Below are 14,114 nucleotides of genomic sequence, written 5' to 3'. Positions count from 1 at the left end.
TTATATATTAAGCGAATATAATATGTTTAATAATAGGCGAAAACGCCTTATTTTACTTTCTCTATTACAGCTTTAAAAGCCTCAGGGTTATTCATAGCTAAATCTGCTAAAACCTTACGGTTTAATTCAATATCGTTAGCTTTTAATTTCCCCATAAATTGAGAATAAGATAAACCATATTCTCTGGCTCCTGCGTTAATACGCGTAATCCATAAGGCACGGAATGTTCTCTTTTTGTTTCTACGGTCTCTATACGAGTATTGCATCGCTTTATCAACCGCATTTTTTGCTACTGTCCAAACGTTTTTACGACGTCCGAAGTAACCTTTAGCTTGTTTTAGAACCTTTTTTCTTCGGGCTCTTTTTGCTACAGAATTTACTGATCTTGGCATAATTTTTAATTGTTTTTTTGTAGTAGGCGATTAATTTTGAAATGAACTCATAATTTTGAATTCATAACTCATAACTCTTTTTCTTTTAGCCTAACTCCAGGGTTTATAATTTATTTTAACCAGTTAAAAAGTTGTTACTTTAAACGTAACATCAATTTAACATTACTCTCATCCGCTTTATGTACTAATGTATCATGCGTTAGAGCAAGCTTACGCTTTTTAGTCTTCTTTGTTAAGATGTGACTTTTAAAAGCGTGCTTTCTTTTAATCTTACCAGTACCAGTTAGCTTAAAGCGTTTTTTGGCACTCGATTTTGTTTTCATTTTAGGCATTTTCTTTTCCTAGGTTTTAATTAATTCGCTTAATTATCTTTAAACTGAGTTTCAGTTTCTTCTTATTTTTTTGGAGCAATAAACATCGTCATACGTTTACCTTCCAATTGTGGCATCTGTTCTACTTTTCCATATTCTTCAAGATCTTGTGCTAAACGTAATAGCAGAATTTGACCTTGCTCTTTAAAAATAATAGAACGCCCTTTAAAAAACACAAAAGCTTTAAGTTTAGCACCTTCTTTTAAGAACTTTTCTGCATGTTTCTTTTTAAAGTCATAATCATGATCATCAGTTTGAGGACCAAAACGTATTTCTTTAATAATCACCTTAGTTGCTTTGGCTTTTATAACTTTATCTCGCTTCTTTTGTTCATAAAGAAACTTTTTATAGTCCATAACCTTACAAACAGGAGGGTCAGCATTAGGAGAAATCTCAACGAGATCGAATCCTTGCTCTTCAGCTATTTTTAAAGCATCTCTAGTAGAATAAACACCAATTTCAACATTTTCGCCTACAAGACGAACGTTTGGTGCGCTAATTTTAGAGTTTATTCTATGTTTATCCTCTTGTGAAACCCTTTTGGCGGGTTGCGATTTTCTTCTAATTGCTATGGCTTTATGTTTTTAAGTTAAACTTATTTTAAAACGGTTTTAAGGTTTTGCTTATTTCTGCTTTTATAATCTTAGAGAAGTCTTCAATAGAAATCATTCCTAAATCTTCTCCACCGTGCATACGCACAGTTATTTTGTTTTCTTTTTCTTCTTGCTCACCAATGATAATCATAAAAGGGTGTTTTTGCATTTCAGCTTCCCTTATTTTTTTACCTATGGTTTCGTTTCGATGGTCTACAAGGGCGCGAATTTCGTCATTTTCTAGCAAATTTAAAACTTTTTCGGCGTATTTTTCATATTTCTCGCTAATTGATAATATAATAGCCTGTGTTGGCATGAGCCAAAGAGGGAAATTACCCGCTGTATGTTCTAATAAGATAGCGATAAAACGTTCCATACTTCCAAAAGGTGCACGGTGTATCATTACAGGTCTGTGTAATTCATTATCACTGCCTTTATAAGTTAAATCGAAACGTTCGGGTAAATTATAATCCACTTGTATCGTTCCTAGTTGCCATTGACGACCTAGTGCATCTTTTACCATAAAATCTAGTTTAGGACCGTAAAAAGCTGCTTCACCAGTTTTTACAGTATAATTTAAGCCTTTATCTATGGTTGCACTCATAATAGCACTTTCAGCTTTCTCCCAGTTTTCTAAACTACCAATATATTTATCAGGATTTTCAGGATCTCTCAACGATACTTGAGCGGTAAAGTTTTCAAACCCTAACGATCCAAATACATAAAGCACCAAATCAATCACATTTTTAAACTCAGTATCTAATTGGTCTGGTGTGCAAAACAAATGAGCATCATCTTGCGTAAACCCTCTTACTCGGGTTAAACCATGTAATTCGCCACTTTGTTCATATCTATATACGGTGCCAAATTCAGCATAACGTTTAGGTAAATCTTTATAACTCCATTGGCTGTGGTTGTAAATTTCACAATGATGTGGGCAGTTCATGGGTTTTAGTAAAAATTCTTCACCTTCTTTTGGTGTGTGGATAGGCTGAAAACTATCTGCACCATATTTAGCATAATGTCCAGAAGTAACATATAGTTCTTTTTGTCCAATATGAGGTGTAATTACCATTTCATAGCCAGCTTTCTTTTGAGCTGCTTTCAAAAAGTTCTCTAATCGCTCGCGTAAAGCGGCACCTTTTGGTAACCATAAAGGTAAACCTTGGCCCACTTTTGCGGAAAATGTAAAAAGTTCTAATTCTTTACCAAGTTTTCTATGGTCGCGCTTTTTTGCTTCCTCAAGTAATTCTATATATTCTGTAAGCTCTTTTTGCTTCGGAAAGGAAATAGCATAAACACGTGTAAGTTGTGGATTGTTTTCATTACCGCGCCAATATGCACCAGCAACACTTAAGATTTTAACAGCTTTTATAATCCCTGTATTAGGTATGTGTCCACCTCGACATAAATCTGTAAAAGTAGCATGGTCACAAAAAGTAATCGTGCCATCTTCCAGATTTGTAATTAATTCTGTTTTAAACTCATTCCCTTTATATAATTCTAGGGCTTCAGCTTTTGTTGCAGAGCGCATTTTAAAATCATGTTTTCCTCTAGCAATCTCCAGCATTTTATCTTCAATCGCTTTGAAATCTTTTTCAGATACAACATGATTGCCAAAATCGACATCATAATAAAACCCATTATCAATTGCTGGACCAATAGTAAGTTTGGCTCCTTTATATAGTTCCTCAATTGCTTGTGCTAAGACGTGAGCAGATGAATGCCAAAAAGCCGTTTTACCCTCACTGTCGTTCCAAGTGTATAACACCAAAGAACCATCGGTGGTTAATGGCGTTACGGTTTCAACCGTTGTACCATTAAAATTTGCCGAAATAACGTTTCTAGCAAATCCTTCACTAATGCTTTTAGCAACATCCATTGGAGTAACATTTTCTTCAAATGTTTTCACACTGCCATCGGGTAATGTAATATGTATCATATAATAAATTGAAATTCGCATGCAAAGATAATAGTATAAAAATACACATACAATATTATAGTGAGGTATAATTTTCTTATTTCATATAAAATGATTCTTAGATTGTTAATTAATGTGTGGTTTTAATGGAATTAGGTTTATTCTGTATCTTGTATTTTTAAGAGATGTAATTCATTTATTTACATTAAGTTACAGTGTAATTGATCTTTTTTTTGGAAATATGGTACAAAAAAGACATAAAATATTAAACGTATTATTAACGTTTAATATAATTCGTTTAATTTTATTTTGTTATTTAGTTAAAAATGTAATAATAGTTTAAAAATATTGCATTATTGTGAAATAAATCTATTTTTTCTGACATAAATGTAATTTGTGTTCTATCTTTGTAGAATAATAAACGTAAAATAAACGTTTAAAATGTGCAACAACTAAAATAATGATACTATGAAACACAATCAATCTGAGTTGCTAAACAAAATGCAACCATTTTTTAGTCCTAGGGGAAATGATAAAACACACGTCTGTAGTTATGCTGCATTTAAGCTTGTCTTGATTTGTCTGTTGTTTAGTTTTAGTGTTCTTTCGGCGCAAAACGAAGAAATTGACCAATCTGAAGTTGGTGGATTGGAGAAAGATGATTATAAACCATTTAATGCTGGAGCACACTTAAAAAATATGCATTTATGGCATGGGTTTGTAGTACATCCGGGAGCAGTATTTGCTACTAATTTAGAATATAACTCGCGTAATAAGAAATTTACTTTTGGTTTATGGGGCGGTGCAAGTTTTACTAGTGTTGATGTTGTAAATAAAAATACGGGAGACTATGTAGGGGCTAACTATAAGGAGTTCTCTATTTATACGATGTATCGTTTTTCTGATAAGTTTTTTATAGAGGCAGTTTCTCATAATAACTATACAGGTGTTGAAGAGCGAGGAGATAAATTACACTACTGGAGTTATGATAAAACACAAGGCTATAATTTTGTAGATTTAAACTTTGGGTATATGGTTACAGATAATACGTTGTTATATCTAGCAACTATTTTGGCTGGTAGATCTGGAGACTACGAGGTGCAGAGTGATGGTTCTGTTAAAGATTCGTGGACACATTATTTAGAAATAAAAAGTAAAGTTTGGGAAAAGGATGATTATAAATTATCGCTTTTTGCAGGTGGTGCATGGTCGTTTATTACAGATAAAACGTTTTATACTGAAGGAGTTGGGAACTTTATAAATGTTGGAGCATCTCTTAGTAAAGATATTCACATAGGGAACTATAGAATGCCAGTAGAGGTAACTGCTATGTGGAACCCTGAAAAAGAAAAGGCTGTATTACAACTAGACCTAACCATATTTTAAACAAAATTTAATTTATTAATTTAAAAACAAACTAATTATGAAGACTAAAAAAACAACATCAGTTTTAAAGCAATTAGTAAAACCGTTCATGGTATTTGCTCTAATTATTAGCTTAACGAGTTGTGTTGAACAAACAAATTCCACACAATCGAATGTAAATAGTGCAGAAGATACTAATGAAAAAGTAGAAAGCGCTATGGATTTAACAGGAATGAAAATTGGGTATTGTACCCCGTCATTAAATGCGCCTTATTATCAGGCATTATTGCAAAGTATTGAATCTGCTACGAAAAAAAATGGTATGATTTTTATGTCTGCTGATGGTCAAGATGATATAAATAAGCAAATTGCAGCAGTTGAAGATTTAATTACAAAAGGTGTAGACGCTTTGTTGTTAAATCCAAAAGATCCAGACGCTTTAGTTGGAGTTACAAGAATGGCAGCAAAAGCGGGAATTCCAGTTTTTATTATTGATAGTTCGATTGATCCTTCGGCTGATTATGTGACTACGATTCAATCAAATAATCTAGCAAACGGAGAGCTTGCTGGTGAATGGCTAGCCAAAAAGTTTGGTTCTAAAAAAATGAATATTGCCTTACTAAGTGGTAACGCCGGAAACCCAGTGGGTAAAACACGTAAACAGGGTTTGCTGCAAGGTATTACAGAGGAACAATTAAGAACTTTGGGTTACATCGATTTAAATATTAAAACCCAAGCTTATACCGACTGGTCTTACGCAGGTGGTTTAAAAGCGATGGAAGATGCTTTGGTAGCACACCCTGATATTAACGTGGTGATTACAGAATCCGATGTTTGTGTGTTAGGTGCTATTAAAGCGATTGCTCAGGCCGGTAAAACAGACGATATTTTAATAGTGGCTGGTGCAGATGGACAAAAAGAAGCCATCAAATATATTATGGAAACCGATTTTTATGGGTGTACAGCTATGAATAGTCCTGTTCAAATTGGAAAAAATTCGGTGGAGTATGCGATTCAATATTTTAATGGTAAACGTGATTTTCCTAAAACATCATTTACTGCACCCTTATTAATTACCAAAGAAAATGCAGCTAAATACTACAATCCTAAAGCTTTATTTTAACCTTTAAAACGATTGATATGAATAATTCAGAAAGTGAATACAGACTTGAAATGAATGGAATATCAAAAAGTTTTGGTATAGTATCGGTCCTTCAAGATGTTAATTTAAAGGTTAAACATGGCGAAATACATGCTTTAATTGGAGAGAATGGTGCAGGGAAATCAACACTTATGAAAATTTTAAGTGGTGTACATCAAAAAGATAGTGGACAGGTTGTATTAAATGGGGAAGAAATTAACCCCAAAAATACGCACGAAGGCCAATTATTAGGAATTAGTGTTGTGTACCAAGAATTATCATTGGTAAATGATTTGTCAGTAGCCGAAAATATTTATTTACACAAACTAGGTGCCAATAAATTTTGGATGAATTGGAAAAAAATAACAAAAGATGCTGGCGAATTAATTAAATCGTTAGGTTTTGATATTAATCCAGCAGCTAGAGTTAGAGATTTAAGTATTGTTCAAAAGCAAGTGGTAGAAATAGCTAAAGCTTTATCTGAAGACACTAAAATTCTAGTTTTAGATGAACCGACAACAGTTTTTGATCCTACAGATACGCAAAAGTTATTTGACAATTTATTAAGACTAAAAAAAGAAGGTGTCTCAATTATTTATATCTCACATCATTTAGAGGAAATATTTAAAATAGCCGATACTGTTACAGTTCTTAAAGATGGTGTTGATACAGGAAGTAGGGTGGTTTCTGAAACTAATACCGACGAGGTTATAAAGTTGATGATTGGTAGAGAACTTAAGGATTTATACCCACCAAGACATGTGGAGATAAGTGAGAAACCTATTTTTTCTGTTAGAAATTTAACAGCCAAAGACAACTTGGTACATGATGTGTCTTTCTCAGTAAAAGCAGGAGAAGTGTTGGGAATAGCTGGCTTAGGTGGTAGTGGAAGAACGGAAACAGCAAAATTAATTTTCGGGGCAGATAAAAAGAAATCGGGTGTAATAAGTATCGCAGGAATTGATTTAAATATTTCGTGTCCAGCGAATGCAGTAAAACATGCTATTGGTTTTGTGTCTGAAGATAGAAAAGAAGAAGGTGTGTTTTTGCCTTTATCAATTGGTCGAAACATCAGTATTACCAATTTTAAACCTATTTCAAACAAATTCGGTTTTATATTTTCTGATAAAGAAACGGCTAATGTTGTTGGTTTGATAGATAAATTAAGCATTAAAACCCCTAGCGGAAAAGTTATTGTAAAGAACCTGAGCGGTGGTAATCAACAAAAAGTGGCTTTAGCCAAATGGTTGAGTATTGATAGCAAAGTCATTATTATCGACGAGCCAACACGAGGTGTTGATGTAGGTGCTAAAGTTGAAATTTATAATCTTATTAATGAAGTGGCAAAAAAGGGTGTAGGAGTGATTGTTATTTCATCAGATATGCCTGAAATTATGGGAATATCAGACCGAATTCTTGTTATGCATAAAGGGACCATTTTTGGAGAATTACCTAAAGAGAAATTTTCAGAAGAGAATATTCTAAGATATTCCATTGGAAAACATTTAAAATCATAAAAAGTCTCACTAACTAAATTATAAAAATATGTCACTAACTCTAAAAAATCAATTAAGCAGCCCTAGTGGGGTTCTTAAATTTTTAATAAAATATAATACAATCTTCATTTTTGTATTGCTTGTAGTTTTTTCAGCAATGATCTCCGATGTGTTTTTCACATCCATAAACCTGTCCAACTTATTAAAGCAAGTTTCAGGTATTGGTATTATTAGTATTGGTATGCTCATAGTCATATTAACAGGGGGTATCGATTTGTCGGTTGGCTCTTTAGTCGCTTTATTAGCGGTTGTATTTGCAATCCTGATTAATATAGTGGTGTTGCCGTTAGCAATATCACTTACCCTCGTTATTGGTTTCTTATTAGGAAGTATTTCTGGATATTTGGTAGCTTATCAAAAAATGGCACCATTTATTGCGACACTTGCACTTATGACGATTGCTAGAGGATTAGGTTTTATCTATTCGAAAGGATCTCCAATTACATTTAAAACACCAGGAGGTGAATTTATGGCAAACTTTGCAAATAATTCATTTTTAGGTATTCCTAACATCGCAATTATATTCATCATTATTGTAATAATAGCTCAAGTGTTACTTCATTATAATGTGTTTGGAAGGTTAATTATAGCTATTGGTAGTAACGAAGAAGCGTCTCGCTTGTCTGGAATAAAAGTTAATAAGTATAAGTTTTTGGTCTATGCCATATCGGGTGCTTTAGCAGCAACAGCAGCTATTATTGTTGCATCAAGAACCAATTTAGGCTCTCCTAATATGGGGATGGCTTGGGAATTAGATGCTATTGCAGCAGTAGTTATTGGCGGTGCGAGTTTAAATGGAGGGAAAGGTTCAGCTGTTAATACCTTAATGGGGGTTCTTATTTTAGGGTTAATAGGGAATATTTTAAACCTTTTAAATGTGCCTTCTTATCCACAACAAGTAGTTAAGGGAGCTATCATTGTGTTTGCAGTTTTACTCCAAAGATTTGAAGATAAATAAAGAATATAACAATGGATTATTATAAGGTGAATAGTAAAAACCTATCTCTGTTGAAAGAGAGGGTTTCAGTACCAACATATGATAGAACGAACGTGAAAGCAGGTATTCTACATATTGGAATAGGTGGTTTTCATAGAGCACATGAAGCTTTTTATACAGATGAGTTACTTAATAAGAACTCCAATTCTAATTGGGGTATCTGTGGCGTCGCATTGTTGAGTTTTGATCAAAGAATTTATCAAACGCTTAAAGATCAAAATGGGTTGTATACTTTGATAGTAAAAGAATTAGATGGAACTTTAACAAAAACAATTATTGGTTCTATAGTTGATTATTTGTTCGCTCCAGAAAATCCCATAGCGGTTATTGAAAGAATAGCCAACCCAGAAATTAAAATAATTACATTAACGATTACTGAAGGTGGTTATAATTATAATGAAGCCACTGGAGAATTTGAAATAGAGAATCCATCAATTCAAAAAGATTTAAAAAACCCAAATGATCCTAAAACCGTATTTGGATACTTAACTCAAGGTTTAAAGTTAAGAAAAGAGAATAATGTTTCTGGTTGTACCATTCAATCTTGTGATAATATTCAGGGTAACGGACATGTTACTAAAAAAATGCTGCTTAGTTATGTAAAACATGCTGAGCCAGAATTAGTTTCTTGGATAGAGTCTCATGTATCTTTTCCAAATAGTATGGTAGATAGAATTACACCTGCTACAGTATCTGCAGATATGGCAGCATTAAAAGAAACATCGGGTATTGAAGATGCGTGGCCAGTTGTTTGTGAGCCATTTAAACAATGGGTTATTGAGGATGATTTTATAGCGGGTAGACCTGCTTGGGAAAAAGTGGGGGCTCAATTTGTTGAAGATGTGGTGCCTTATGAAAAAATGAAACTAAGTTTACTAAATGCAGGGCATTCTGTTTTAGGTATATTGGGTACTTTAATAGGATACTCTACTATAGACGAAGTTGTCAATGATACAGTGGTTAGTGCTTTTTTAGAGGCTTATATGGAGCAAGAAGTGATTCCAACATTGGGAGACCTCGAAGGTGTAGATCTCAATGAGTATAAAAAGTCATTACTTCAAAGATTTGGAAATATTTATATTAAAGATCAAGTAGATCGTATTTGCTCAGAAAGTTCCGCTAAGATTCCCAAATTCATGCTTCCTACAGTTCAAAGTCAGCTAAAGGATGGTGGATCTATAGAATTAGCAGCCTTTGTAATAGCATCTTGGGCCATATATAGTTTAGGAGTTGATGAAAATGGTACTAAAATTCCAATAAAAGATGCGGTGAAAGCTGTGTTGCATGAAAAAGCAGTAGCTGCTAAATCAAATCCAAAAGCATTTTTAGATATAGAATCTATATTCGGAAGTTTGGCAGACTCAGAATCATTTGTAGAAGTCTTCACAAAATCATACCAAAATATCATGCAATTTGGAGTTAAAAAATGTCTTATCGATTTGAATAGTAAATTTTAAAATAATTTATTATGATAAAAATAACTTGTTTTGGAGAAGTTTTATGGGATGTATTTCCTACTCATGAAAAAATTGGTGGAGCACCTTTAAATGTGGCGATACGATTAAAATCACTTGATAATGATGTTTCAATAATTAGTAGAATTGGTGCTGATGAAAAAGGAGAGATACTTATCGGTTTTTTGAAATCAAACAATATAAATATCCAAGGTGTACAGGTAGATTCAATATATGAAACAGGAAACGTTACGGTGATGCTTAATGATAAAGGATGTGTGCTACTTATGATATAAAATATCCTAGTGCTTGGGATAAAATTGAATTAACACAAGTAGCAAAGTCGCTGGTGAAATCATCTGATGCTTTTATTTTTGGAAGTTTAGTAACCCGTGATGATGGATCTAGAAGCACATTATATAAACTTTTGCCCATAGCCAAGTTTAAAATCTTTGATGTGAATTTAAGAGCACCTTATTATACTAAAGATATTCTTGTGTATTTGATGAATCAGGCGGACTTTATAAAATTTAATGATGAAGAGATTTTTGAAATAGCTAAATATTTAAATTCAAGCTCCCAGTCTTTAGAACAGAATATTCGTTTTATTTCTGAAAAAACAAATACAAAAACTATTTGTGTTACTAAAGGTAGGTATGGAGCCATTTTATATTATAAAGACACATTTTATTATAATAGTGGTTATCAGATTGTGGTAAAAGATACAGTTGGGGCGGGCGATTCCTTTTTGGCATCTTTAATAGATAAACTATTAAAAGAGGTTTCTCCTCAAATTGCAATTGATTTTGCATGCGCAGTTGGGGCTTTAGTAGCTGGTAGAGAAGAAGCAAACCCTCAAATAACAGATAAAGATATTGCAACTATGGTTGGGGAAAATTAATAAATCTTATAATAAGTATAGAAAATTTTGTTTTTAGTTTAGTGACTAATTATGTTGAAAGGTTTCGCAATTATATTGTGAAGCCTTTTTTTTTATTAATGCCTTAAAATTTAAAAAAGAGCAAGCTTTACTTGTGTGCTAAACTTGTATTCATTTTTTGAATACAAGCTTTAATGTTGTTACTTCTTAATAAAGAAAGAGATTCTTCATAGCTATCGGTGAAAATTTTATTATTACTTAAGTCTCCAAAAACAGACTCAATCTCTAAAAACTTAATGGGATTCTGGTGAGATAATGTAGCATTACGAATTAATGTGCCACTTATACTATCTGTAATTTTGTATGGAATTTTAAAGTCGTCAATACCATCATTATATTTGCACCAAGCAGCAATTATAAAAGCAGCTCTTTTTATCTTCTTGTCACTTTGTAGTTGATCTTTTATAGTAGGTAAAATAAAAAGAGGAATTTTCACGGAGCTTTCTTGACATATACGCGATAGTCTATCATTTATATGTTGATTTTGAAATCGAGATACTAACATTTTTTTATAGCTCTTTACACTTGTTTGATTGGATTCCTTAAGAGTTGGAAGTACTTCTTCATCTATAAAACATTTTAAGAAAATCATGAAATCTTTATCAACAGCAGCTTCATAAACGGTTTTATAACCACACATAGTACCTAATATTCCTAAAATAGTGTGACCAGCATTTAGTAAACGTAATTTCATGTTTTCGTAAGGCTCAATGTTTTGTGTAAATTGAACACCTACTTTTTCCCAAGAAGGTCTTTTATGTAGAAATTTATCCTCAATAACCCATTGAGAAAATGATTCGCAAACTACGGGCCATTGGTCTTCTATAAGAAAATCTTGTTTTAATGTATCAATATCATCAAAATCTGTTATGGTTGTAATTCTATCAACCATGCTGTTCGGAAACGTAGTGTTTTCAGAAATCCAATCTAAAAGTCCAGGTTCTGTTTTGCTAACATAGTCTAATAATAAGTGTTTCATGGTCTCTCCATTAGATTTCATGTTATCACAAGAAAGAATAGTGCACCCAGGTAAATTTCTTAATTTTCTTAATTTAAAGGCTTGTGTTAAGTATCCAAAAACAGTTTTAGGTTTAAAAGGATTTTTGGTTTCCTCGTTCGCTACAGGATGATTCATGTCAAATACTCCTGTAATTCCATTTAAATGATACTCGTCTTCAGCAATTGTAAGCGAAATAATTTCAATATCAGGACTTGCCATTTTTTCTATAACTGCCAATGGATTCTCGGGACCAAAAAAATACTCTATTATTGAACCGATTATCTTAGCTCTATGGGGACCATTTGGTTCTTTTGTGTAAAGTGTGTAAAGGCCATCTTGATCTTTTAGAATATTATAAATCTTTCGATCAGAATCGAATAAATCAACACCGCAAATCCCATAATTTAGTTCATTAAATTTATCAATAAGATCGTGGGTGTAATATGCTTGATGCGATCTATGAAAATTACTTACGCCAATATGTAAAATACTCGCTTTAATTTTGTCTCTATCAAACGATGGTTTTAAAACAGTTTCAGGTAATAGTTTTAAATTTTCCATGTTAAGTTGATAAGACTTCATCATAATAACTATTAATTAAGCGTTTTTATTATTTTATTAAAATGCAGATTATAATGTAATGTGTCTTACAAATAAGAAAACAATACCTTTTAAAAAACATTATTAGTAATAAGAGATTGTTTAAATTTGTTAAAGCGTAAATTTAACGTTTTATTTGATATGGATTTTAGAAAAATAGATAATTTATCAGTAGACTGTGTGGTTTTAAGGTTAGAAGAAAATACGCTTAAGGTTTTATTAAGAAAACGTGCTTTAAATTTGTATGACGAAAATTCACCAGTGATTGATGATTGGGTTCTACCAGGACATTATGTGCTAAAAAGTAATAATTTAGGTGAAACAGCCAACAGGGTTTTTAAAGAATTAACAGGTGAAGACCATTTAAATAAGAATCAATTTAGAACCTATGGAAATGCAGCTAGAATTAAATCGGATAAAGATTTGTTATGGGTGCGAAGTCGTGGAGCAAAAGTAAGAACCATAACGGTTGCTTATTATTTAATTGTAGCATCCAATAAGGATTTGTTGGATATGGATGATTCTTTAAAATGGTTTAAGTTGAAATCCTTGCCGCAATTAGGCTTCGATCATCATCAAATTATTAATGACGCATACGAGGATATTAAAGGTAAAATTATTACAGACCCTTTAATATTTGACTTTATGCCAATTAAATTCACACTCAATGAACTACAAATGGCCTTCGAATCTATATTAGATGTAGAATTAGATAATCGTAATTTTAGAAAAAAAGTTTCAAGTAAGTCTTATATAGTACCACTTGAAGAAAAACAAAAGGGAGTATCTAAAAAGCCCTCAAGATTATATATGTTTAGTAAAGATGTTTATAATCAAGTAGTGGAAACAGATTATATTATAAATAAATAATTACTTGAGCTATTTTTATAATATGGCAACCAATCAATTTAAGTGGGTAACATGTTTTTAAAGCGGAACATTTAAATTCTTCATTTACGGGATACAGATATTATTCATCACCTAATTATCCTTATCGAGATTTCACGATTCGTTTTGGTTTGGTTTGGAATTTCTTTTTATAGTTTTTTGATGAGTTTTTTTTTCTTTAGTTTGAGCATTTGGTCACAATTTTTTATTTGCAGCTATTAAAAAGTATCTCCAGGATATACTTTAATGGGTGCAAACAGATATATACTATATATATGTATACTAATAGTTTTTTCTAGAAACGCCCGTTCTATATTCGCATAACCCAGTTCTTTTATATTGTTTTGGGCCTTTTAGGGCTAAAAAAGGATAAAAGTTATAGATTGGTTTGTCTCTAGAAAAGGCACTCTAAGCACAACTTCTTTGAGTTTTGGTTACAAATAGGTTTGTGTTTCAAAAAACTTTAAGATGTAACTAATTGAAAACAAGTCATTAGAATAAAAAGTAAAAAATAAATAAAAAAAAGGTTAAAAAAGGCATTGTAGAATAAGAAAAGGGTGGTATGTTTGCAGCCGCTAAAAACGGCATTAGTTGTTGAGGCAAACGTTCATAAACAAGTATAGATATTTTGGTTTTTAGTTAATTAAATTAGCTTAAAAAATAAATCAAAAAAATATCAAAAAACTATTGTAGAATTAAAAAAAGGGTTGTAGGTTTGCAGCCGCTAAAAAGGGCATCAGTCTGGTTAGCGAAGTTCTTAAATAGGTTGTTAGATATTAAGATTTAGAGTTTGAAAAAAAACTTTCAAAAAAAAATATTTAAAACTATTGTGAGATTAAAAAAAGGGTTTTATATTTGCACCCGCTTAGCAAGGAAACGAGCTAAGAAAAGATAAA

At 32.1% G+C, this 14,114-nt stretch carries 13 protein-coding genes and 1 pseudogene; 9 read left to right on the top strand and 5 right to left on the bottom strand.

The genetic code is table 11. The features are described 5' to 3' along the window. Positions 1 to 47: 47 nt before the first annotated feature. The 4 genes from rplT to thrS all read right to left on the bottom strand — a co-directional run bounded on the left by rplT (position 48) and on the right by thrS (position 3,298). Entirely contained in the window at positions 48 to 392 is a 345-nt protein-coding gene (gene rplT, locus QLS71_RS01150) for a 50S ribosomal protein L20 (RefSeq protein ID WP_308993930.1), read from the bottom strand. Between the two features lie 134 nt (positions 393 to 526). Further along, a complete protein-coding gene (rpmI, locus tag QLS71_RS01145) occupies positions 527 to 724 on the bottom strand; it encodes a 50S ribosomal protein L35 (protein WP_308993929.1) in 198 nt (65 codons plus the stop codon). A gap of 62 nt (positions 725 to 786) precedes the next feature. Further along, positions 787 to 1,335: a translation initiation factor IF-3 gene (gene infC / locus QLS71_RS01140; protein ID WP_308993944.1), complete on the bottom strand. Its 549-nt coding sequence runs from the start codon at positions 1,333 to 1,335 to the stop codon at positions 787 to 789. A gap of 28 nt (positions 1,336 to 1,363) precedes the next feature. After that, complete coding sequence (gene thrS / locus QLS71_RS01135) at positions 1,364 to 3,298, bottom strand: threonine--tRNA ligase (protein WP_308993928.1); 1,935 nt, start codon at positions 3,296 to 3,298, stop codon at positions 1,364 to 1,366. Between the two features lie 447 nt (positions 3,299 to 3,745). Between thrS and QLS71_RS01130 the strand changes: the two genes are divergently transcribed. Genes QLS71_RS01130 through QLS71_RS01100 form a run of 7 tightly spaced genes read left to right on the top strand, consistent with a single transcriptional unit; the run spans position 3,746 to position 10,691 of the window. Next, a complete protein-coding gene (locus QLS71_RS01130) occupies positions 3,746 to 4,663 on the top strand; it encodes a hypothetical protein (RefSeq protein WP_308993927.1) in 918 nt (305 codons plus the stop codon). 37 nt (positions 4,664 to 4,700) lie between these two features. Next, positions 4,701 to 5,765: a substrate-binding domain-containing protein gene (locus tag QLS71_RS01125; RefSeq protein WP_308993926.1), complete on the top strand. Its 1,065-nt coding sequence runs from the start codon at positions 4,701 to 4,703 to the stop codon at positions 5,763 to 5,765. Between the two features lie 17 nt (positions 5,766 to 5,782). Beyond that, positions 5,783 to 7,300 carry a sugar ABC transporter ATP-binding protein gene (locus QLS71_RS01120; protein ID WP_308993925.1) on the top strand — a complete coding sequence of 506 codons (1,518 nt, stop codon included), beginning with the start codon at positions 5,783 to 5,785 and terminating at the stop codon, positions 7,298 to 7,300. A gap of 28 nt (positions 7,301 to 7,328) precedes the next feature. Then, positions 7,329 to 8,297 (top strand): ABC transporter permease, encoded by a 969-nt coding sequence (locus QLS71_RS01115; protein WP_308993924.1) that lies wholly within the window; start codon positions 7,329 to 7,331, stop codon positions 8,295 to 8,297. Positions 8,298 to 8,308: 11 nt separating this feature from the next. After that, positions 8,309 to 9,793: a mannitol dehydrogenase family protein gene (locus QLS71_RS01110; RefSeq protein ID WP_308993923.1), complete on the top strand. Its 1,485-nt coding sequence runs from the start codon at positions 8,309 to 8,311 to the stop codon at positions 9,791 to 9,793. Between the two features lie 11 nt (positions 9,794 to 9,804). Next, on the top strand, positions 9,805 to 10,086 hold the full coding sequence (locus QLS71_RS01105; RefSeq protein WP_308993922.1) for a PfkB family carbohydrate kinase: 282 nt from the start codon (positions 9,805 to 9,807) through the stop codon (positions 10,084 to 10,086). Further along, on the top strand, positions 10,065 to 10,691 hold the full coding sequence (locus QLS71_RS01100) for a PfkB family carbohydrate kinase (protein WP_308993921.1): 627 nt from the start codon (positions 10,065 to 10,067) through the stop codon (positions 10,689 to 10,691). The genes QLS71_RS01105 and QLS71_RS01100 overlap by 22 nt, the downstream gene beginning before the upstream one ends. Before the next feature lie 127 nt (positions 10,692 to 10,818). Here QLS71_RS01100 and QLS71_RS01095 read toward each other — a convergent pair whose 3' ends face one another. Then, complete coding sequence (locus QLS71_RS01095; RefSeq protein ID WP_308993920.1) at positions 10,819 to 12,291, bottom strand: mannitol dehydrogenase family protein; 1,473 nt, start codon at positions 12,289 to 12,291, stop codon at positions 10,819 to 10,821. 180 nt (positions 12,292 to 12,471) lie between these two features. Here QLS71_RS01095 and QLS71_RS01090 point away from each other — a divergent pair, with 180 nt between their 5' ends. Beyond that, positions 12,472 to 13,200 (top strand): NUDIX hydrolase, encoded by a 729-nt coding sequence (locus QLS71_RS01090; RefSeq protein ID WP_308993919.1) that lies wholly within the window; start codon positions 12,472 to 12,474, stop codon positions 13,198 to 13,200. Positions 13,201 to 13,307: 107 nt separating this feature from the next. Next, positions 13,308 to 13,373 (top strand): annotated as a pseudogene (locus tag QLS71_RS01085) (putative porin); the annotation flags it as partial. Positions 13,374 to 14,114 lie beyond the last annotated feature (741 nt).

The sequence above is a fragment of the Mariniflexile litorale genome (assembly GCF_031128465.2).
GTDB classification, from domain to species: Bacteria; Bacteroidota; Bacteroidia; order Flavobacteriales; family Flavobacteriaceae; genus Mariniflexile; species Mariniflexile litorale.
This window is presented reverse-complemented; position numbering and strand designations above follow the sequence as displayed.

Bases quoted from the DNA above. Each gene is read 5' to 3' on its own strand.
- rplT (WP_308993930.1), bottom strand. From the start codon at position 392: ATGCCAAGATCAGTAAATTCTGTAGCAAAAAGAGCCCGAAGAAAAAAG.
- rpmI (WP_308993929.1), bottom strand. From the start codon at position 724: ATGCCTAAAATGAAAACAAAATCGAGTGCCAAAAAACGCTTTAAGCTA.
- thrS (WP_308993928.1), bottom strand. From the start codon at position 3,298: ATGATACATATTACATTACCCGATGGCAGTGTGAAAACATTTGAAGAA.
- QLS71_RS01130 (WP_308993927.1), top strand. From the start codon at position 3,746: ATGAAACACAATCAATCTGAGTTGCTAAACAAAATGCAACCATTTTTT.
- QLS71_RS01125 (WP_308993926.1), top strand. From the start codon at position 4,701: ATGAAGACTAAAAAAACAACATCAGTTTTAAAGCAATTAGTAAAACCG.
- QLS71_RS01120 (WP_308993925.1), top strand. From the start codon at position 5,783: ATGAATAATTCAGAAAGTGAATACAGACTTGAAATGAATGGAATATCA.
- QLS71_RS01115 (WP_308993924.1), top strand. From the start codon at position 7,329: ATGTCACTAACTCTAAAAAATCAATTAAGCAGCCCTAGTGGGGTTCTT.
- QLS71_RS01110 (WP_308993923.1), top strand. From the start codon at position 8,309: ATGGATTATTATAAGGTGAATAGTAAAAACCTATCTCTGTTGAAAGAG.
- QLS71_RS01105 (WP_308993922.1), top strand. From the start codon at position 9,805: ATGATAAAAATAACTTGTTTTGGAGAAGTTTTATGGGATGTATTTCCT.
- QLS71_RS01100 (WP_308993921.1), top strand. From the start codon at position 10,065: ATGTGTGCTACTTATGATATAAAATATCCTAGTGCTTGGGATAAAATT.
- QLS71_RS01095 (WP_308993920.1), bottom strand. From the start codon at position 12,291: ATGGAAAATTTAAAACTATTACCTGAAACTGTTTTAAAACCATCGTTT.
- QLS71_RS01090 (WP_308993919.1), top strand. From the start codon at position 12,472: ATGGATTTTAGAAAAATAGATAATTTATCAGTAGACTGTGTGGTTTTA.